20 protein-coding genes are annotated in these 19,269 nt (G+C 30.9%); 18 read left to right on the top strand and 2 right to left on the bottom strand.

Features of this window, described 5'->3' with window-relative positions:
- Positions 1-4: 4 nt before the first annotated feature.
- From FOC48_RS05805 to FOC48_RS05765, 9 genes are all read left to right on the top strand, one after another.
- Complete coding sequence (locus FOC48_RS05805; RefSeq protein ID WP_003147056.1) at positions 5-181, top strand: hypothetical protein; 177 nt, start codon at positions 5-7, stop codon at positions 179-181.
- Between the two features lies 1 nt (position 182).
- Positions 183-941 (top strand): carbohydrate-binding protein, encoded by a 759-nt coding sequence (locus tag FOC48_RS05800; RefSeq protein WP_003147055.1) that lies wholly within the window; start codon positions 183-185, stop codon positions 939-941.
- A 1-nt stretch (position 942) separates the two neighbouring features.
- Complete coding sequence (locus FOC48_RS05795; protein ID WP_035466997.1) at positions 943-1,257, top strand: hypothetical protein; 315 nt, start codon at positions 943-945, stop codon at positions 1,255-1,257.
- Positions 1,258-1,283: 26 nt separating this feature from the next.
- Positions 1,284-1,709: a hypothetical protein gene (locus tag FOC48_RS05790; RefSeq protein ID WP_003147052.1), complete on the top strand. Its 426-nt coding sequence runs from the start codon at positions 1,284-1,286 to the stop codon at positions 1,707-1,709.
- Between the two features lie 12 nt (positions 1,710-1,721).
- A complete protein-coding gene (locus FOC48_RS05785; RefSeq protein WP_003147050.1) occupies positions 1,722-1,982 on the top strand; it encodes a phage holin family protein in 261 nt (86 codons plus the stop codon).
- Between the two features lie 92 nt (positions 1,983-2,074).
- Entirely contained in the window at positions 2,075-3,301 is a 1,227-nt protein-coding gene (locus FOC48_RS10120; RefSeq protein WP_003147049.1) for a CHAP domain-containing protein, read from the top strand.
- A gap of 113 nt (positions 3,302-3,414) precedes the next feature.
- A complete protein-coding gene (locus tag FOC48_RS05775; RefSeq protein ID WP_003147048.1) occupies positions 3,415-3,696 on the top strand; it encodes a hypothetical protein in 282 nt (93 codons plus the stop codon).
- 1 nt (position 3,697) lies between these two features.
- Entirely contained in the window at positions 3,698-3,889 is a 192-nt protein-coding gene (locus tag FOC48_RS05770; RefSeq protein WP_003147047.1) for a hypothetical protein, read from the top strand.
- A 72-nt stretch (positions 3,890-3,961) separates the two neighbouring features.
- Positions 3,962-4,354, top strand: a complete 393-nt coding sequence (locus FOC48_RS05765) for a hypothetical protein (protein WP_003147046.1) — start codon at positions 3,962-3,964, stop codon at positions 4,352-4,354.
- 17 nt (positions 4,355-4,371) lie between these two features.
- On the opposite strand, the gene FOC48_RS10115 is transcribed toward FOC48_RS05765, so the two are convergent.
- Positions 4,372-4,500: a hypothetical protein gene (locus FOC48_RS10115; protein WP_269208039.1), complete on the bottom strand. Its 129-nt coding sequence runs from the start codon at positions 4,498-4,500 to the stop codon at positions 4,372-4,374.
- Between the two features lie 394 nt (positions 4,501-4,894).
- Between FOC48_RS10115 and FOC48_RS05760 the strand changes: the two genes are divergently transcribed.
- From FOC48_RS05760 to FOC48_RS05735, 6 genes are all read left to right on the top strand, one after another.
- Positions 4,895-6,019 carry a 5'-nucleotidase C-terminal domain-containing protein gene (locus FOC48_RS05760; protein ID WP_003147044.1) on the top strand — a complete coding sequence of 375 codons (1,125 nt, stop codon included), beginning with the start codon at positions 4,895-4,897 and terminating at the stop codon, positions 6,017-6,019.
- A 473-nt stretch (positions 6,020-6,492) separates the two neighbouring features.
- Complete coding sequence (locus FOC48_RS05755) at positions 6,493-8,307, top strand: ABC transporter substrate-binding protein (protein ID WP_003147043.1); 1,815 nt, start codon at positions 6,493-6,495, stop codon at positions 8,305-8,307.
- A gap of 276 nt (positions 8,308-8,583) precedes the next feature.
- The gene (locus FOC48_RS05750) at positions 8,584-10,326 is read left to right on the top strand and encodes a 2-oxoacid:acceptor oxidoreductase subunit alpha (RefSeq protein WP_035466995.1); all 1,743 of its coding nucleotides are present in this window, start codon (positions 8,584-8,586) and stop codon (positions 10,324-10,326) included.
- Position 10,327: 1 nt separating this feature from the next.
- Positions 10,328-11,200 (top strand): 2-oxoacid:ferredoxin oxidoreductase subunit beta, encoded by an 873-nt coding sequence (locus tag FOC48_RS05745; RefSeq protein WP_003147040.1) that lies wholly within the window; start codon positions 10,328-10,330, stop codon positions 11,198-11,200.
- Positions 11,201-11,210: 10 nt separating this feature from the next.
- Positions 11,211-11,480, top strand: a complete 270-nt coding sequence (locus tag FOC48_RS05740) for a hypothetical protein (RefSeq protein ID WP_003147039.1) — start codon at positions 11,211-11,213, stop codon at positions 11,478-11,480.
- A gap of 4 nt (positions 11,481-11,484) precedes the next feature.
- Positions 11,485-12,546: a M42 family metallopeptidase gene (locus FOC48_RS05735; protein WP_003147037.1), complete on the top strand. Its 1,062-nt coding sequence runs from the start codon at positions 11,485-11,487 to the stop codon at positions 12,544-12,546.
- Between the two features lie 37 nt (positions 12,547-12,583).
- Here FOC48_RS05735 and FOC48_RS05730 read toward each other — a convergent pair whose 3' ends face one another.
- On the bottom strand, positions 12,584-13,867 hold the full coding sequence (locus FOC48_RS05730) for an FtsW/RodA/SpoVE family cell cycle protein (RefSeq protein ID WP_003147035.1): 1,284 nt from the start codon (positions 13,865-13,867) through the stop codon (positions 12,584-12,586).
- 31 nt (positions 13,868-13,898) lie between these two features.
- On the opposite strand from FOC48_RS05730, the gene FOC48_RS05725 reads away from it, so the two are divergent.
- The 3 genes from FOC48_RS05725 (at position 13,899) to mutL (ending at position 19,269) form a co-directional block, all read left to right on the top strand.
- Positions 13,899-14,042: a hypothetical protein gene (locus FOC48_RS05725; protein ID WP_172497888.1), complete on the top strand. Its 144-nt coding sequence runs from the start codon at positions 13,899-13,901 to the stop codon at positions 14,040-14,042.
- A 335-nt stretch (positions 14,043-14,377) separates the two neighbouring features.
- Positions 14,378-17,140, top strand: a complete 2,763-nt coding sequence (mutS, locus tag FOC48_RS05720; RefSeq protein WP_003147034.1) for a DNA mismatch repair protein MutS — start codon at positions 14,378-14,380, stop codon at positions 17,138-17,140.
- Positions 17,141-17,145: 5 nt separating this feature from the next.
- On the top strand, positions 17,146-19,269 hold the full coding sequence (gene mutL, locus FOC48_RS05715; RefSeq protein ID WP_003147033.1) for a DNA mismatch repair endonuclease MutL: 2,124 nt from the start codon (positions 17,146-17,148) through the stop codon (positions 19,267-19,269).

Below are 19,269 nucleotides of genomic sequence, written 5' to 3'. Positions count from 1 at the left end.
ACAAATGGATAATCAATTACAACCAATAGATTTAATCGCTCAAGAATTGAGCGAAAAAACTATACAACTAGCACATTATAAAGTTGCTTACAATGAACTAACTAAAGAATTGGAAGCTAAAGAAAAAGAGCTTAAAGCATTAAAAGAAACTAAAGTAGAAGAACATGAGGAGGCACAATAACATGACTTTAGAAATTTCAGTTAAACAACCTAACCCAACTGCTGGAGGATACAAAAGTGTAAACGTATATTTTAATATGAATACAGGTGGAATTTATTTTAATGGTAACGTTGAATTGCCAGGTAAATTTGCAACTGCTAATGATGCGGAAATCTTAGAAGAAATTAGAAAACAAATTGCCGTTCAAATGTACACAGGAGAAGCAACTCCAGCACTAGTTGCTGAATATGCTAACCTAAATAAACAAGTAGGAATTTTAACAGGGAATAAAGAAGACGTTACAGAACGTGAAAAAGCATTAACTAAGCTATTCGCTAAGGTGAATAAAGGTAATGACAAAGTACTAATGACGTTACTTTTAGATGTGTTAGACCCTAAGACTATCAAAACAAATAAAGATAAAATTATCAACGCATTTGATTCTTATGAAGTTAACACAGATTATTCAGTGGGAGATAAGTTTAAATTTGATGGCAAACTATACGAAGTTATCGCAGACCACACAAGCGTTGTTGAGTGGGTGCCAAGTGCTGAACCAACTAAGTATAAAGAAATTACTTTTGAACGAACTGAAAATAAAGAACAATTAGAGGATGATAACAACCGATACATCACTAAATTACAATTAGATGAAGCATTAACAAAAGTAGTGCAAACAATCATGGAACAATTATCACAAGATGAAGACGAAGGAGAAGAAGAACATGACAATAACGGAGAAAGTAGCAACACTGTATCACACAACGAGGGGGTTAATTAAGATGAAATTTAGTTTTAAACGTGCAAAATTTAAACAAGATGATTATTTAGTGCAAACACACATGAGAATGATTATTACAGAAGTTGAAACTTTAGAACAAGTGCCTAACTTTGGGAATTTACGTGAAATGGTTAGGTTAGCAGTTGAGGAGTTTAAGAAAAAAGAAGCTGAATTAAAAGCAATTGAGGAAGCAGCAAAAGAAGTTGTTGCTCCAGTAAGTGAAGCACCTAAAATGGAAGAAGCACCAAAAGAGGCAGTTACTCCAACAGTAACTGAAGCGCCAAAAACTACAGAAAGTACAGAGCACGCTGAATAGCGTGTTCATTTTTGGAGGTAGTCTAAATGGCGAACTATATTTTGCAATTTATATTGCAACTTTTTACTGTAGCTATTATTCCATTAGTTAAGATTTGGTTTGACAACAGCAACAAACAAATCACAAAACAATTTGAACAGTTAAGTGGCGAAGTAAAAAGCATTCAAGATAAAACGGAAAAGCAACTCGATAGAGTAAATATGGAAATAAAGAATACGCAAGATAAAGTCGATGAAGTAACTCAAATTGGACTTCAGAACAGAGATTCTAATAAAAGCATTATGTCGTATAGATTACATAATGAATTTAGTGAGGCAATAGATCGAGGATATACAACAAGCGAAGATTTATCAGAGTTAAGTGGTTTATACAAAAGCTACGAGAAAATCGGTGGTAATGGTAAGATAGAAACCTTATTTAACCGATTTAAAACATTACCAATACACAAATAGGAGGACTAAACAATGGAACAATTACAACCAATTTTAATTACAGGAATAGTATTTGCACTTAACTTACTAGGTAAGTTTTTAAAAGAGTGGAAACCATTTCCAACAGAACTTATCCCTCAAGTATTAGGAGTACTTGGGGGCTTAATCGGTTGGGCGGTATTTAAAGATACTAACGCAGTACTTTTAGGACTTGCCAGCGTTGGAACACACCAAGTTTATAAACAATCAAAAAATGAAGATACTACAGAAATTCAAAATGGAAAAAACAGCTAAATTTTCCATTTTTAACTAATATTTACTTTTCAAAATGGAAAAAACGATTAATTTTTCCGTTTTAAAATCTAATAACACGGAGGATAAAAAAGATGGTAGTATTTAGTGAAGCACTAAAATTTTTAAAAGACGGAATCAACCAACCGCATGACTTCGATGGAGTATATGGGGCGCAATGTGTTGATGAAGTCAACCGTTATTTATATAAATTCTGGAAAATCAAGTTACCAGGAAATGCGATTGATTTACTAGAGAGCGCCAAAAGGCAGGGGATGACGGTTATATATGACGCTCCAGGGGTTAACCCTAAGGCTGGAGATGTGTTCGTTATGAGTGTGCCAACACACCCTTACGGTCACACGGGAGTAGTTCTAGAAGATAGTGATGGTTACACAATTAAGACTGTAGAACAAAATATAGATGGCAATGCTGACGCATTAACAGTTGGTGGTCCAGCTCGATTAAACGAGCGTGATTTTACAGGTATAATCGGATGGATTAGACCAGAATTTGAAACTGAAAAGTCAAATGGTTCATATACTGAAGATACTACTTACCTAAGACAAACCCCACAAGTAGGGGTTGCACCTTATAGACAGGTTCACGCACACTCAACAGGGAACCCAACAAGTAAAGCTAGTGGTGAAGCAACTTATATGAGAAATAAAGATCTAAATAGTGGCTTCTATACTCACGTGGTTGGAAATGGTAAGGTTTATCAAACTGCATACGTAGGTCAAGGTGCATGGGACGTTGGCGGAGGTTGGAACAACGAAACATTCGCAGCAGTCGAACTTATAGAAAGCCATCAGACTTATGAAGAATTTAGAGCGGATTATGAAATCTATATTCAACTATTAAGAGATTTAGCAAATCAAGCTGGAATACCTATCACAGTTGATAGTGATAGTTTAGAGGGAATTAAAACGCACTATTATTGTACGAATAACCAACCTAACAACTTTTCAGACCACATCGACCCTTATCCTTATTTAGCAAAATGGGGAATTACTAAGGAGCAATTCAAGAAAGATGTTGAAACTGGAACGATTAGCAATAAACCAACAGTAGTTGAAATAAATGTATTAGACACAAATACGAACCTTGAAAACAGAGAACAACCTTATTACAGAGGTTACCTAAACACAGATTATTATGTAGAAACAGAACCTAACGCAAACAGCAAAGATAAAGAATTTCTACCGAAAGGTACTGAAGTTTATATTTATGAGAAGAAAAACGGCTGGAGTAGAATTGGTTCAAACTCTAGTAATCAATGGATAGAAGATGATTACGTAGTTAACTGTAACATCTTCTAAGTTACACAAACCCCACTAAATGTGGGGTTTTTTTATTTTTTTAAAAAAAACTATTTACAATATACACTTTAAAGTGTATAATATAAGTATAAAGAAAAAGAGAGGTAAACACAATGACAAAATATGATTTCTTAAAAGAGGCAATTACAAAAAACCACGCATTTATTAAAAAAGAGCAAGAGTTCTTATTAAAGAACTTTGATAAATTTAACGATTTTGTAAAAACTGACGCTGAAATAATATATGATTACTCAGATTTAAGTATTCAAGGATTAAGAGTATTAATAAATAATGGCTTAGAAGCTGACGCTATGAAATCAATGTACAATCTAAACGGATTTTTAAGAATGAATTTTGAAGCATTTTGCATAGCGATAGCAATGGGGGAAATCTAATATGTATAAAATAATTGAAGAGATCAAAGAATTATTAGATGATAAAACCTTAACAAGTTATAAAATTGGTAAAGATACTGGAATACCAGTACAACAAATAGACCGTTACAGAAAAACGGTGAAACTAGAAAACATAACATTAAAGAACGCTTTAAAACTGCATGAATATTACAAAAAAATAAAAAAATCTTAAAAAAAACTATTTACAATATACACTTTAAAGTGTATAATATAAGTATAAAGAAATTTAAAGGAGAACTTAATTATGCTAGAATTAAAAATTAGACACAAAGGAACAGACAAATACTTTTACGGAAACGATATAGAAGCAGTAGCTTTAGAAAGTTTTGAACTTTACAAAAATGATGAACAAGCTAATGAGTACATCAACAATGGAAACTATGAAGATTATATTAAAGACTTCTTAAATGGTGAATTAAGATTCACAGGAGAAACAGTTGAATATTTCAAAGATATTGAAACAGTTTGGGATATGAATTACTCACAAACTTTAGAATTTATCAATTCATTAAATGATGAATTAAAAGCTTGTATTAAACTTGATGCATTCAATGATGAATACTATGTTGAATACGATAAAGGAGCTTATAAAATAAGCGAACAGCTTACAGAATTAGCTGAAGAATTTTTATACTAATAAAAAATAACCCCCTCTTACACATTTATTAATACATACGTAAATGGAGCACGTTTATTCGAAGCTTCAACAATTGTTGATAAAGACAAAACAGTTAAAGGTGATGAAGTTGTTGTTATTGGGGTAACAACACCAGAAACTGCCACAAAAACACACCCTAAAAATGTACAAGGTGTAACGTTCAAAGATCCTATTCCAGAAGTTTTAAATGTTGTTAAAGAAATTCAAGCAAAAGCAAAAGCTACTGGTGATGATTATAAAACGTATGTTGTTTTAGCTCACCTTGGAGTAGATACAACAACTCCAAACGAATGGAGAGGTTCTACTCTTGCTGATGAACTATCAAAAAGTCCTTTACTTAAAGGAAAACGTGTAGTAGTAATCGATGGACACTCTCATACTGTTGAATCAAAAACATATGGAGACAATGTTACTTATAACCAAACAGGAAGTTACTTAAACAACATTGGTAAAGTTACATTAAAACCAAATAGTTTATTAGGAACTCCAAGTTTAATTAAAGCTTCAGAAACTACTAATGTGACTCCAAATGCTGAAGTTAAAGCGTTAGTTGATAAAATTAAAGCTAAATACGATGCAGAAAATGCTGTTGTGGTAGTGAAAAATAGTCCAGTTGAATTAAGTGGTACTCGTGAAAATGTTCGTGTTCGTGAAACTAACCTTGGGAACGTAGTAGCTGATTCACTTTATGAGTATGGTCAAACAGGATTTAAAAATAAAGCGGATATCGCAGTAACAAATGGTGGTGGTTTACGTGAAACTATTGCTAAAGACAAACCTATTACAAAAGGTAGCGTAATTGCAGTTCTTCCATTCGGTAATACAATTTCTCAAATTAGTGTTACAGGTAAAGACGTATTAGCTATGTTCGAAAAATCTTTAGGATCTATTTTACAAGTTGACAAAGCTGGTAAAACTGTTTTAGATGAAAATGGACAACCGTTATTAGAACCAAGTGGAGGTTTCTTACATGTATCAGGAGCTAAAGTATACTATGATACAAACTTACCTTCAGGTAAACGTGTATTACGCGTAGAAGTTAAAAATCATGATACAGGTGCCTATGATAAATTAGATTTAGCTAAAACTTACTACTTAACTACAAATGATTTCTTAGCAGCAGGTGGAGATGGATATACTATGCTAGGTGGAGCACGTGAAGAAGGTCCATCTATGGATGAAGCGTTCAAAAATTATTTAGAAAAAGCAGATTTAACTAAGTATGCTGTAGTAAATCCAAATTCACGTACAATTTCTGTAGATTCAAAAACTTACAAATTTGAAGAGGAAAAAGCAGAACAACCTAAAGAAGATAATTCATATACTGGAAATGTAGGTTCAGGAGCTAATCAAGGAGAACAATCAACTAAAGAAGAAGGAGTAACTTCAGGGAAAGTAGAACAAAACGGTAATAATGAACAACGTAAAGTTGAAAATGTTGAAAACAAAGATGAAGAAGCTAAATCAGAATCTAAAGCAACTAATGTTAAATTACCAACTAGTGCAGCTAACAACCAAGTTGTAGAAAATAGTAAAGAAAATAAACTACCTAACACTGGTATGAACACAAATAGCACAACTGCATTAGGATTAAGCTTAATTGCCCTAGTTGGAGCTGCCGTTAGACGTAAACTTTCTGAATAATTAAGTAATTAAATTATAAAAAAATTAAAGAGTATGGATATTTTCTGTACTCTTTAATTTTTAAAGTTTTATTATAATGTTCTTTAGTAATTGCTAAAATTGAATGATAAAAAAATATTGACAAGGGTTTCTTAACTTGATATACTTAAAACACAATAAAAAATTACACTTTGAAAAGAAGAGTAGTAGTTGATGTTTGCTTAGAGAGTCTCGGTAGGTGAAAGGAGATCAAAGATGATACTATGAAGATGGTCTTTTCGTGTTAGTAGTTGAATAGTTAAACTACTACGGTATAGCCCGATATAGCTAAGGGTATAAAAATAAAATCTAGATTTTGTTTTGGTACTTTATAAGTTAGTATTTGTGAGAATACTATAAATCAAGGTGGTAACACGTCAATAGATACGTCCCTGTAGAAGTGAATAACTTCTACAGGGACTTTTTTCTTTGTGTAAGAAAAGTGAGGTATATTTATGAAAAAAAATAATAAAAAAATAACAAAAGTTGTAAGTTCAAGTTTAGCTTTGACATTATTATTAGCAGGTTGTGCTACTAATCAAAGTAAGAAAACAGGGGATATTACAAAACCATCGGTTGAATTTAAAACTTTAGTTCAAAATGATGGAAATTCAGTTTCAGATAGTCATTTAAAAGTAGGAATATTATCGGCAGATCCCCTTACTGGAATGTTTAATCCGATATTCTTTTTACAAGCAACGGATTATTATATTATGAGAGACACGATGTTGTATACTTTTGCATTAGATAAAGATTACAGATTAAAACAAGATGATGATAATGCCCCTGCAAAATTTCATTTAGATAAAGAGAAAAAAGAAGCAACAATTACGTTGAGGAAAGATCTAAAGTGGAATAATGGAGAAGATGTTACAGCTGATGATATCATTGCTACATATAATCTAATGGGGAATCCTAAATATGTGGAAAATATCAGATATTCTTCTGATTATGAAGTGATTGAAGGAATGAAAGAATATCATGAAGGGAAAGCCTCGTCAATAAAAGGTATAGTTAAAAAAGATGATAAAACTGTAGTAATTAAATATACAGATGTGAGACCATCGTTACTTTGGGGAAATGGATTTTTAACTGTATTTCTAAATAAAGGTCAAGTAGAAGAAGCTTCTAAAGATTTCACAAAATCCTCTGGAGCAAATCTTAATACAAAACCATTATCATATGGACCTTACTACTTAGATAAACAAATCAATGGAGAAAGTGTTCTAGCTAAACAGAATCCTCATTTCTTTAATAAAGATAAAGTCAAAGTAAAAGAAATTGAATTTAAAGCTGTATCACCTTCTCAAGCTGCATCTGTTATTAAAAATGGGGACGTAGACTATATCCGTTCTCTTAGTCCAAATATTTGGGAAGGTATAAAAGATTCTAAAAATGGAGATGTCTTAGGTCAAACGGATCTTTATGTATCTTACGTAGGATTTAAATTAGGAAAATTTGATAAAAAAGAAGGAAAAGTCGTAACTGATACAAGTGGAAAATTAGGTGATGTTAAACTAAGACAAGCTTTTGGGTATGCTGTTGATTGGGATCAAATTAATGATAAATTGTTTAAAGGGTTAAGATATACTCCAACTGGTTCAGGTTTCTTCCCACCTAGAATCGAATTAGCAGTTAATCCTAACGGTAAAAAATTCAAAAAAGATGTAGAAAAAGCTAAAAAATTACTAGATGAAGCGGGATATAAAGATACTGATGGAGATGGATTACGTGAAAACAAAAATGGCGAGAAATTAGTATTCAATTATGCTGCAAGAAATACTGGTAGTGAAATAGATCAAGCGTTAGCAGATAACTTTATAAAATCTTGGAAAGAAGTAGGACTTGATGTTAAGTTAGTAGATGGTAAATTATTGTCACCTAAAGATTGGTCAACAAGGGTGCAAGGTGATGATCCTTCTATAGATATCTTCCAAGGAGCTTGGGGATTCTTTAATAATCCAAACCCTAACTATATAGCTGGAGGAACATCAAAATTAAACTTACCAAGATATATTGATGATACTCTAGCAAAAGACTTGGATACAATTGATTCGAAAGATTCATTTGATGACAACAAAATAAAAGAAGCCTTTAATAAATTTGATAATGATTTTGCTGAAGCTACTCCATGGTTACCGCTAAGCTGGAGTACAGATATAGTTTGGGTTAATAAAAGAGTTAAAAATATAGATCTTAAAAAATATAATACTTTTGATCAACAATTCTATGAACTTGAATTAACTTCAGACAAAGGAATAAAAAACTAAAAATAAATATATAAATAGATTGGGAACAAATAAATTAATATTTATTCAAAAACAATAAACATTAAAAGATTTATTTGTTCCTAAATATTATACAAATTTTAAAATGTTAATTGCAACTTAATAATATTGAAAAATAATGAAATAATAATATTTTTATTAGTTTTTTCATAGTGATAATAGATATTATTATATGGAAAAATTTTCTTAAATATGATAGAATAAAGTATTGAGAAATCAACGAGTAAATTTCTAATGAAAGAGATTAAAGGAGATTATATGATTAATAAATTAGGATGGAAAATTGGTGGAGAACAAGGTGAAGGTATTGAAAGTACAGCCGAAATTTTCTCTACAGTAGTAAATACACTTGGATACCACATGTATTCTACAAGAGACTTTGCGAGTAGAATTAAAGGTGGTCACAGTAATAGTAAAATATGTATTTCAGAAGAAAAAATAAATGTAATTGACTATAAGACAGATATTCTTATAGCTTTCGACCAAGCTACACTGGATAGCTACATTCCAGAATTAGATGAAAATAGTATTATTATTGCGGATGCTAAAATTAAACCGGAAATTTCAGAAGAAATTAAAGGTTTAGTCGCGGTATTCCCAATTACAGAATTAGCTAAAGAAATTGCTAATCCGATTATCAAAAACATAATTACGTTAGGAATTTGTTCTTCGTTATTAGATATCGATTCAAAATTATTCTATGATATGATTGATTCAAAATTTGCTAGTAAAGGTGAAGAAATCGTAAATATCAATATTCAAGCCTTTGATAAAGGTCGTGAAATCATGACTGAGTTTATGGAAGAAAATAGTATTAAAGATAAGTATTATCTTAAAAAATTAAATCCAACTCACAAAAATATGTGGTTAATCGGTAACCATGCAGCTGGTCTTGGTGCTTTAGCAGCAGGTTGTAGAATGTATGCTGGATATCCTATTACACCAGCAACAGAAATCATGGAATATTTATTTGATAAGCTTCCGTTAGTAAATGGAGCATATATTCAAACTGAAGATGAAATTGCGGCATTAGGTGTTGCAATTGGAGCTAACTTCGCAGGAGTACGTGCTATGACAGCTACATCTGGACCAGGTATTTCACTTATGACTGAGTTCTTAGGTATGGCTGCTATGGCAGAACAACCAGTTGTTATTGTAGATGTTCAAAGAGGGGGGCCTTCTTCAGGGCTTCCAACGAAAACAGAACAATCTGATATTTTCCACGCAGTATACGGTGGAACTGGAGATGCTTCTCGTATCGTACTAGCTCCTACATCTGTAGAAGACTGTTTCTACACTATGATAGATGCATTCAACATAGCGGAAAAATATCAAACACCAGTCATTGTTTTAATGGATTTACAATTAGGTATGAATAAAGAAACAGTGCCTAACTTTGACTTTAGTAAAGTTCAAATCGATCGTGGTAACTTATTAAAACAAGAAGAAATTACAGAAGAAGATATTATCTACTTCAAACGTTATGCAACTGATGTATTAGTTTCAAATAGAACTATCCCTGGTCAAAAAGGTGGGATTCACAATGCGAACAGTTATGAACACTCAGTAGTTGGACTACCTTCAGAGGTGAAACGTAATACAAAACGTCAAAAAGAAAAACGTGCTAACAAGATTGAATCAGCATTAGTAGAAAGACCATTTGTATTAAATGAACACAATGATGAAAAAGATATTCTATTAGTGGGTGTTAACTCAACTTATGGAGTATTAAATAAAGCTGCTAAACAATTAAAAGAACAAGGATTGAAAATTGATACAATGCATATTCGTCAAATTTATCCAGTTGCTCAAGCTGTTCGTGATACATTTGATAAATATAGAAAAATATATATTGTTGAACATAACCACAATAAACAATTGCGTACGGTAATTGCTAGTAAATATCATAATTCAGAAAAAATTAGTAGTTTACTAAAATATGATGGAGATATTTATTATACTCACCAACTTGTTGAACAATTACTAGAGGAGGAAAAATAGTTTGAAAGTAACATTAAAAGATTATAAAAATGATGTTAAGCCCGATTGGTGTGCCGGTTGTGGAGACTTCTCGGTACTTGCGGGTATAAATAGAGCTGTAGTTAACCTAGGGATTAAACCAGAGAATGTTGTAATTTCTGCGGGGATTGGATGTTCTGGTAAAATTAGTGGATACACAAAAGCGTATGGTGTACAAGGACTACACGGACGTTCATTACCAATTGCACAAGGTATTAAATTAGCGAACCAAGATTTAACAGTTTTTGCAATGGGTGGAGATGGTGACGGATATGCTATCGGTATTGGTCATGCAGTTCATGCTATGAAACGTAATGTTAATATGACTTACGTAGTAATGGATAACCAACTTTATGCCTTAACTAAAGGTCAAATGTCTCCTAAGTCTGATGAAGGTTTAGTAACGACTACAACTTTAGAAGGAGTAATGGAAAAACCTTTATCAGCGATGAAAATTGCCTTATCTTGTGAAGTAACATTTTTAGCACAAGCATTTACTGGTGATATGAAAGAGATGATGCAGATTTTCGAAGAAGCTGTTAACCATGATGGTTTCTCACTAGTTAACGTATTTAGTCCATGTAAAACTTATAACTATAAAAATACACCAGCTTGGTATAAGGAAAACTTAACTAAACTTTCTGATATCGAAGGTTATGACAATACTAATAAATTAGAAGCGTATAGAGTATTAGAAGAGTATAATGACCTTGTAACAGGGGTAATTTATAAAAATGATAAAAAACCTCATTATGAAGATACTTTACGTAATTATAAACGAGATGAACCAATTGCTCATCAGAATTTAGAGTTTAGTGAGGAATTATTTAACTCGTTATGTGATGAATTTAGATAAGAGGTAAAATATGAAATTTAGAAAAATACTAGTTCCATTAGTAGCAGCTTATGCTGGATATCGTATATATCAAAAAACAGAGGAACAAGAGTTAGATAATGATCATATAGATAGATGTAGAAATAAACTAATTGCATTAGGTTATGATGTGATTGATAGTTATACATTGAATCTAAAAGAGAATCCATACTTAATGTTTTATTTTGATAACGACAATATCAAGTACGAAGTTCGATATGATAAAGAAACGGAAATAATAGAGTACATAAAAGAGGTATAAGAAAATGAGTAAATCAATAGAAAGATTCAGAGAATTAACAATGTTAGACGGAACATCAGGATTTGAAAGTGAAATTTCAAAATATTTAGAAGAAAATTTATCTAAATATGCTGATGAGATTAAATATGATAATCTTGGTGGAATCTATGCTATTAAGAAATCAAAAAAAGAAGATGCTAAAACTGTTATGATTTCAGCGCATATGGATGAAGTTGGATTCATCGTAACTAAGGTACTACCAAATGGTATGCTTAAGTTTGAAACGCTTGGTGGTTTTAGAGAAGATGTTCTTTTAGCTCAAACATATACAGTAACTTCGTATGAAGGGAAAAAATTCACTGGTGTAATTGGATCTATTCCTAAACACTTTACTGCAGGTGTAGCACAAAATGTAAAAATTAGTGATATGACTATTGATGTTGGTGCTTCATCAAGAGAAGAAGCATTAGCGATGGGAATTCGTGAAGGTGCTTTTGTTACTCCAAAAACAACTTTTGAACAACTTACTGAACACAGATTTATGAGTAAGGCTGTCGATAATCGTTATGGATGTGTAATTATTACGGAAATTTTAGAACAATTTGCAGAAAAAGAGTTAGATTTTAATTTAGTAGTGTGTGCTACTGTTCAAGAAGAAGTAGGTCTTCGTGGTGCAACTATTGCTGCTAATATGATTAAACCAGATGTATGTTTTGTTGTAGACTGTAGTCCAGCAAATGATATGGATGGAAAAGAAACTAGTAATGGTCGTTTAGGACAAGGTTTCTTAGTGAGATTAGTAGATAGAACTATGGTTCTTCGTGCAAATATGAGAGAAAAAATTGTAACTCTTGCAGAAGAAAATGGAATTAAATATCAATACTTCACTTCACCAGGTGGAACAGATGCGGGTAACATTCATCAAGCTTTAAATGGAGTTCCAACTACTGTAATTGGTATTTGTGCTCGTTATATTCATACTCATAACGCAGTATTTGATATTCGTGATTATTATGCTGCTAAAGCAATTTTAGGGAAACTAATTGAAACTATCGATGATAAGTTCATTGAAGATGTAAGAAAATAAAAAAATGTGGATAGAAATTTTTTCTATCCACGTTTTTTTATCTTTTTCTTTTACTTCGACGAAATTGTTGAGGTTCTTCTTCATAATACCTATTGTTGTTATTTTCGTATACAGGTTCTAAAGGATCATAATCTTCTTCATATTTAACCTCATCATAATCTTCTTCGTAGTTATCATAGTATTCATCTTCCATATATTCATCTTGTATTGTTGCATGAATTTTTACTATTATTCCGAATAGAATACTATTTGCAATAAGTGAACTTCCACCGTAACTAATAAATGGCATACTAATACCGATAACTGGGATAATGCTCAGTGTTGAGAATATATTGATGAAAAATGAAAAGCAAAAGCTACAAACACTAAGAAGAATAAAGTAGTAGCTATAGTTACCTTGTTCACATTTTTTCATTATATAAAATAGTCTCAGAACAAAGATGAAGAAGATAAATAAGAATATTGCTGCACCTATAAATCCAAAGTTCTTTGCGATTATAGAGAAAATAAAATCATTAAATTGTTCATCTATATAGTTTTTATTCTTAACAAATGTACCAGTTAATCCACCTAGTTTAATCTCTCTAAGTACTTGAGTAATTTGATAAGAATAATCTAACTTATATGCTTCAGGATTTAGCCATGAAAGAATACGGTTAAGCTGGTAAGATTTTAAACCAACCAAGCTAAGCAACCTCGGGAAGTATAAAGCCGCTAGAATAATAATTGCTAGTCCAGCAATAACTACCGAATAAATCCTAAATAGGGTTTTACCTTTGTTACAAACTAAGAAGACTAACCCTAGGAATAAAAAGATGAAAAACAATCCATTTCCTAAGTCATTTTCTTTAGCAACTAGGATAAATGGTATAGAAATTATTAAAGCTATTTTTAAAAGTTTAATTGTATCTGTGTTTTCTTTAAAACTCTTTTCTTTAATAAGCATACTAACCATTGCTACAGTAGCTATTTTACCAAATTCTGAAGGCTGTAAAGTAAATAATTTAAAATTATACCAACTACGAGCACCGTTAACTATTGGAGCAAGAGTAGGTGGAACTAAGAATATTCCAACTAAAAGAACCAAAGCAAATAAATAAAATGCTATTGAAAATTTTTCGATATAAGTTATTGGTATTCTTTGTAGTAGATATATTATTCCAAAACCAATTAAGTAAAAAACAAATTGTTTTAGAAATAGTGTTGGTGTTTTATTGTTGTTATATTCAGCTAATAGTATAAATAGTAAACTAGAAAAGCTAAATATAAAATAAAATATCAATATTGATAAATTTGTTTTATTTTTTATGAAATTTAACATAAGTCAACTCCTTTGATGTAATTATACAATATTGAAGGGATATACGCAACTTAATAGGAATCTACAATATGAATTTGGTTATGATATTAAACCAGAATATATATATAATATTGATGGTGAATTTGAAGTATCGAACGAAGATGTTAAAAGAGAAAAGCTAGGGCTTATTGATTAAAATGAAAATAAATCCAAATTGAATAAATCAGAAAATAATGATAATAATGTTTTTAATAAACCTTTAGAAAATACTGGACTTTTAACTGGGGGGAATGGGAGTATTATCAGTTATCATCCTCTTATAGTAATATTGATATTAAGAAAGAAAAAATAATTGTATACTAAATTTATAAGAATAAATAATAAAAGAGTTACGTTAGTAAGCAATTTGTTACTGGATAACTCTTTTTTATGTGTTTTGTCATATGTCACACTACTAAAAAATAACGTTTTATGCTAAAATTATATATGTTATAAATACATGCAAGAAATAAAGAGAAAGGAACTTTTGAGATGAAATATACTCCAATGATAGAACAATATCTGAAGATAAAAAAAGATTATCAGGACATGTTTTTATTTTACCGTCTTGGTGATTTTTATGAGATGTTCTTTGAAGATGCGACTAGAGCGTCAAAAATATTAGAAATAACTCTAACTGCTCGTGATGGGGGAGATGAAAAAATTCCTATGTGTGGAGTTCCATTTCATTCATCAGCTACTTATATTGATACTTTAGTTAATAACGGCTATAAAGTAGCTATATGTGAACAAGTTTCAGAACCAGGTCAAGGAAAAATAGTAGAACGTAAGGTAGTGCAGGTGATTACACCAGGGACTTATATGAACTACAAAAACTACGATGAAAATAACTATTTAGGTAGTGCATATGTAAAAGATAATAATATCTACTTCGCATTTTGTGACATTATGACAGGGGATAGCCGTTGTACTGTATTAAAAACTATGGCTGACCTTCAAGATGAGGTACTAAAAAATAATATTAAAGAAGTAATTAGTATAAAAGATCAAGAGTTGGATATTAGTGCTTATATTACTGAAGTTGAATTAAATAATGACATTACTAAGGAAAAAACAAGTAATCTTACTGATAGTAATCTTCGTATTGCTTGTGATGTACTTTTAGATTATATTGAAAAAACTCAAAATAAAGATATTTCGAGCTTAAAAGATTTTGAAGTATATTTCAAAGATAAGTTTGTTTATATGACGAACTACTCGTTAAAAAACTTAGAAGTTACTCAAAACATGGCTAATGGTGGTAAGAAAGGGTCTCTTCTTAGTATTGTTGATAAAACTTCAACAGCAGCGGGTTCTAGAAAACTGAAAAAATGGTTAGAAAATCCATTATTAGATCTTAAAGAAATTAAAAAACGTCAGGAAATTGTAGAAGATTTTACTAAACATTATTTTGAAAAAGCTGATGTGAAAACTAGTTTGAAAGAAGTATATGATCTTGAGAGAATTTCTACAAAAGTCTCTTATAATATAGTAAGTCCTAAGGAATTATTAAATCTAAAGAAAACATTAGCTCAAATACCAGAAATTAAGAAATTGTTATTAGGATTTGAATCTAATAAATTAAAAGATATCGCAGAGAATATCGATGAATTAACAGATTTATACGATTATCTTGAAGCGACAATCCATGAAGAAGCTGGTCAGACTGTTAAAGAAGGAAATGTAATTAAATTAGGCTTCAATGAAGAATTAGATAGATATAAGAATGCTAGTAAGAATGGAAATAGAATATTATTAGAAATTGAAGAACGTGAAAAAGAGAGAACTGGGGTTAAAAATCTAAAAGTAGGATACAATAAGATTTTTGGTTATTTTATTGAAGTATCTAAAGTTGGGCTTAAGACTATAGATCCAACAGAGTTAGGTTATCATAGGAAACAAACCCTTTCTAACTGTGAGAGATTCGTATCTGAAGAACTGAAAAAAGTTGAAGAACATATCGTAAATTCTAAAACGAAAATCGAAGAATTAGAATTAAAATTATTCCAAGATGTTAAGACGAAAATTCATAATTATATTGTGAGATTACAAAGAGTAGCGAATACTCTAAGTGATATTGATGTTTTTGTTTCATTATCTGATGTAGCGGAAGAATATGGTTATGTTAAACCTGAGTTCAATGATAATAATGTTATCGATATTGTTGATGGACGTCATCCGATTGTTGAGAGAAATGTGAGTGCTGATAGTTATATTAGTAATGATTGTAAAGTAGATAAAGATAATAATATCTTGCTTATTACAGGGCCTAATATGTCTGGTAAATCTACTTATATGAGACAACTTGCTCTTATAGTGATTCTTGCACAAATAGGATCTTTCGTTCCAGCAACTTATGCGAATTTACCGATTTTCGATAAAATATTTACGAGAATAGGTGCGAGTGATGATCTTGCTGGTGGTAAATCGACGTTTATGGTTGAGATGATTGAAGCGAAGAATGCTTTAGTTGAATCTACTGCAAATTCATTATTAATTTTTGATGAAATTGGACGTGGTACATCGACATATGACGGTATTGCTTTAGCTCAATCGATACTAGAATATATAAATAATACTATAAAATGTAAAACATTATTCTCAACTCACTATCATGAACTTACAAAATTAGAAAATATTACCCAGGGAATAAAAAATATCCACGTTTCTGCAAAAGAAGATCATGGAAAGCTAATTTTCTTATACAAAATTAATGAAGGACCTATCGAGAAGAGTTATGGTATTCATGTAGCTCAACTCGCTCATTTACCAGAAGATGTTATCGTAGGTGCTAATAAAATTTTAAGAGAATTAGAAAGTGGTAATAAAGGTAGCGAGGACCTTGTTGATAATGCTCGATATAATAAAGTATTATTAAGTGATGCCCCATCACAAGAGTCTGAAGAAAAACTAAGAGCGAAAATTCGTTCTGAACTAGAAAAAGAATATAGTAGTAGAGTAGTTAAAGAAGATGTTATAAAAGTAGATGAGGAAGCTTTAAGAACGGAGCTCCGTCAAGAACTTGAAAAAGAACTTAAAGAAGAATTAGAAAAGAATATTAGAAAACAACTAAAATCTGAAGAGAAATCGAAGAAAAATTATGCGAAATTACAATTGGATTTCGATGGAGATAATGAGAAATTTGATGAAATCAAAAAGCAATTAGAAAATGTAAACTTCTTAGAAACAACTCCAATGCAGGCTTTCAATCTTCTTTATGAATTACAACGAAAAATAAGTGAGGATGTGAAATAAATTAAATGGGAAAAATAAATATATTATCTGCAGAATTATCAAATAAAATAGCGGCGGGAGAAGTAGTCGAAAGACCTTCTTCTGTTGTTAAAGAACTTGTGGAGAACTCTATTGATGCAGGAAGTACTAATATTAAAGTTATAATTAAAGAATTTGGTATTCAACAAATTAGAATTATTGATAATGGTAGTGGTATTTCTAATGATGATTTAGCTCGAGCATTTTTACGTCATGCAACTAGTAAAATAAGTGCAGACTATGATTTATTTCATATAGAAACGCTAGGTTTTAGAGGTGAGGCATTAGCGAGTATTTCATCTGTGAGTAAAGTAGTAATTAAGAGTTGTGCAGGAGAAGCACAAGGAAAAATGTTAGTTCTTGAAGGTGGAAAAGTAGTTTCTGAGGAATATTACGCTCCTATTAAAGGAACTGATTTAAGTGTAGAAAATTTATTCTACAATACACCAGCAAGATTAAAATATCTGCGCAATCCTCACACAGAACAAGCTAATATTACTAATATTATTCATAAGTTTGCCTTGTCTTATCCTAATGTAGCTTTCGAACTTCATGTAGATGGTAAGATTACCTTTAAAACATACGGTGATGGTGATGTTCATAAGATTTTATCTAAAATCTATAATATGGGTGTTGCTAGAAATATGATTGAATTCAGTGGTAGTAATGATGATTATAAAGTATTTGGTTATATTTCTGTTCCTGAAGAGACGAGAGCTAGTAAAAACTATATAAATATTTTTATTAATGGTCGTTATATAAAGAATTATGGAATTCAAAATGCTATAATCGATGCGTATGGAACACTTTTAATGATTAATAGGTATCCATTATGTGTAATTAATATCGAAATGGATCCAATTTTATTAGATGTTAACGTGCATCCAACTAAGCAAGAAGTAAGATTATCGAAAGAAGCGGAGTTAATACGTTTAATCAAAGAGGTTATTGCAGAAAGATTAAGTAATTATACATATATTCCACAAGGAATGAATAATGTTCTTACGAAAAAAGAAAAGGCGAAAATCGAAAAAATAAATTTCTTAGATGAACTTGATAATAAGTTCGGAAATATTGAAGATGAAAGTATTTTCTCAGCGGAGCAAAGAGAAGTTGCGGATAATAATCAAGATGAAAGTGGCTTTACTGATAACCAAACAGAACTTGCAAGTCATGTTGTTCAAGAAGATGAGTTTCTTTTCGGAGGAGATTTATTGACGGGCTCTAGCGAAGAAAAAACTTCAGTACAAAGTAAAGAAAACACATTTAATCAAAGAAGTAAAACGCAAAGAATTAAGAGCGACTTACCGGATTTAAGTTATAGTTTACATCCACGCGACAATAGAAACAAATACGGAGATAAGCCGACTAAAAAAGAAATAGAGAACTTCATGAATTTTTCTAAAAAAGAAGATAATACGAATTATGATGATCGTACTGAAGAAGTAGTTTCTAATGTAGTAAAAGATTACAGTCACTTTAATGAAATTAAAGATGCTAAAATTGTCCAAGATGATGATACAAAAGTTAGAACTCTACCAGACTTAAAAGTATTAGCACAAATCTTTAAAACATATATCTTATCAGAAGCGGATAATAAGTTATTTCTAATAGATCAGCATGCTGCTGCGGAAAGATATAATTATGAGAAATTACAACGTGAATTTATTGAAAGAAAGAATTATAAAAAGCAGATGTTAATACCGCTTATGTTTGATTTTTCTGTAGATGAAGCGGCTGAAGTTCGTAATAATTTAGAAAAATTCGAGGAACTTGGTATTGTATTCGAAGAGTTTGGAGATAATTCTTATGTTGTTCGTGAATTTCCTGGTTGGATAGAAGAAGACGAAGAACAAATGATAAAAATTATTGTTGAGAAGGTCCTTAAAAATAATAATATAACTTTCAACGAATTAAGAAATGATGCAATTGCAATGGCGAGTTGTAAAATGTCTATAAAAGCGAATCAAGTACTTACTGATGTAGAGATGAATAAGGTTATAAGTGATCTTTATGAATGTAAGAATCCATTTACGTGTCCACATGGACGTCCGATAATCACAAAAATGGAGAAAAAAGATTTAGAAAAAATGTTTAAGCGTATAGTGTAG

It is taken from the genome of Gemella haemolysans, assembly GCF_012273215.1.
Lineage (GTDB): Bacteria > Bacillota > Bacilli > Staphylococcales > Gemellaceae > Gemella > Gemella haemolysans_A.
Note: the sequence above shows the minus strand (reverse complement) of the source record. Positions and strands in the feature narration are given on the sequence as shown.

Bases quoted from the DNA above. Each gene is read 5' to 3' on its own strand.
- FOC48_RS05805 (WP_003147056.1), top strand. From the start codon at position 5: ATGGATAATCAATTACAACCAATAGATTTAATCGCTCAAGAATTGAGC.
- FOC48_RS05800 (WP_003147055.1), top strand. From the start codon at position 183: ATGACTTTAGAAATTTCAGTTAAACAACCTAACCCAACTGCTGGAGGA.
- FOC48_RS05795 (WP_035466997.1), top strand. From the start codon at position 943: ATGAAATTTAGTTTTAAACGTGCAAAATTTAAACAAGATGATTATTTA.
- FOC48_RS05790 (WP_003147052.1), top strand. From the start codon at position 1,284: ATGGCGAACTATATTTTGCAATTTATATTGCAACTTTTTACTGTAGCT.
- FOC48_RS05785 (WP_003147050.1), top strand. From the start codon at position 1,722: ATGGAACAATTACAACCAATTTTAATTACAGGAATAGTATTTGCACTT.
- FOC48_RS10120 (WP_003147049.1), top strand. From the start codon at position 2,075: ATGGTAGTATTTAGTGAAGCACTAAAATTTTTAAAAGACGGAATCAAC.
- FOC48_RS05775 (WP_003147048.1), top strand. From the start codon at position 3,415: ATGACAAAATATGATTTCTTAAAAGAGGCAATTACAAAAAACCACGCA.
- FOC48_RS05770 (WP_003147047.1), top strand. From the start codon at position 3,698: ATGTATAAAATAATTGAAGAGATCAAAGAATTATTAGATGATAAAACC.
- FOC48_RS05765 (WP_003147046.1), top strand. From the start codon at position 3,962: ATGCTAGAATTAAAAATTAGACACAAAGGAACAGACAAATACTTTTAC.
- FOC48_RS05755 (WP_003147043.1), top strand. From the start codon at position 6,493: ATGAAAAAAAATAATAAAAAAATAACAAAAGTTGTAAGTTCAAGTTTA.
- FOC48_RS05750 (WP_035466995.1), top strand. From the start codon at position 8,584: ATGATTAATAAATTAGGATGGAAAATTGGTGGAGAACAAGGTGAAGGT.
- FOC48_RS05740 (WP_003147039.1), top strand. From the start codon at position 11,211: ATGAAATTTAGAAAAATACTAGTTCCATTAGTAGCAGCTTATGCTGGA.
- FOC48_RS05735 (WP_003147037.1), top strand. From the start codon at position 11,485: ATGAGTAAATCAATAGAAAGATTCAGAGAATTAACAATGTTAGACGGA.
- FOC48_RS05730 (WP_003147035.1), bottom strand. From the start codon at position 13,867: ATGTTAAATTTCATAAAAAATAAAACAAATTTATCAATATTGATATTT.
- mutS (WP_003147034.1), top strand. From the start codon at position 14,378: ATGAAATATACTCCAATGATAGAACAATATCTGAAGATAAAAAAAGAT.
- mutL (WP_003147033.1), top strand. From the start codon at position 17,146: ATGGGAAAAATAAATATATTATCTGCAGAATTATCAAATAAAATAGCG.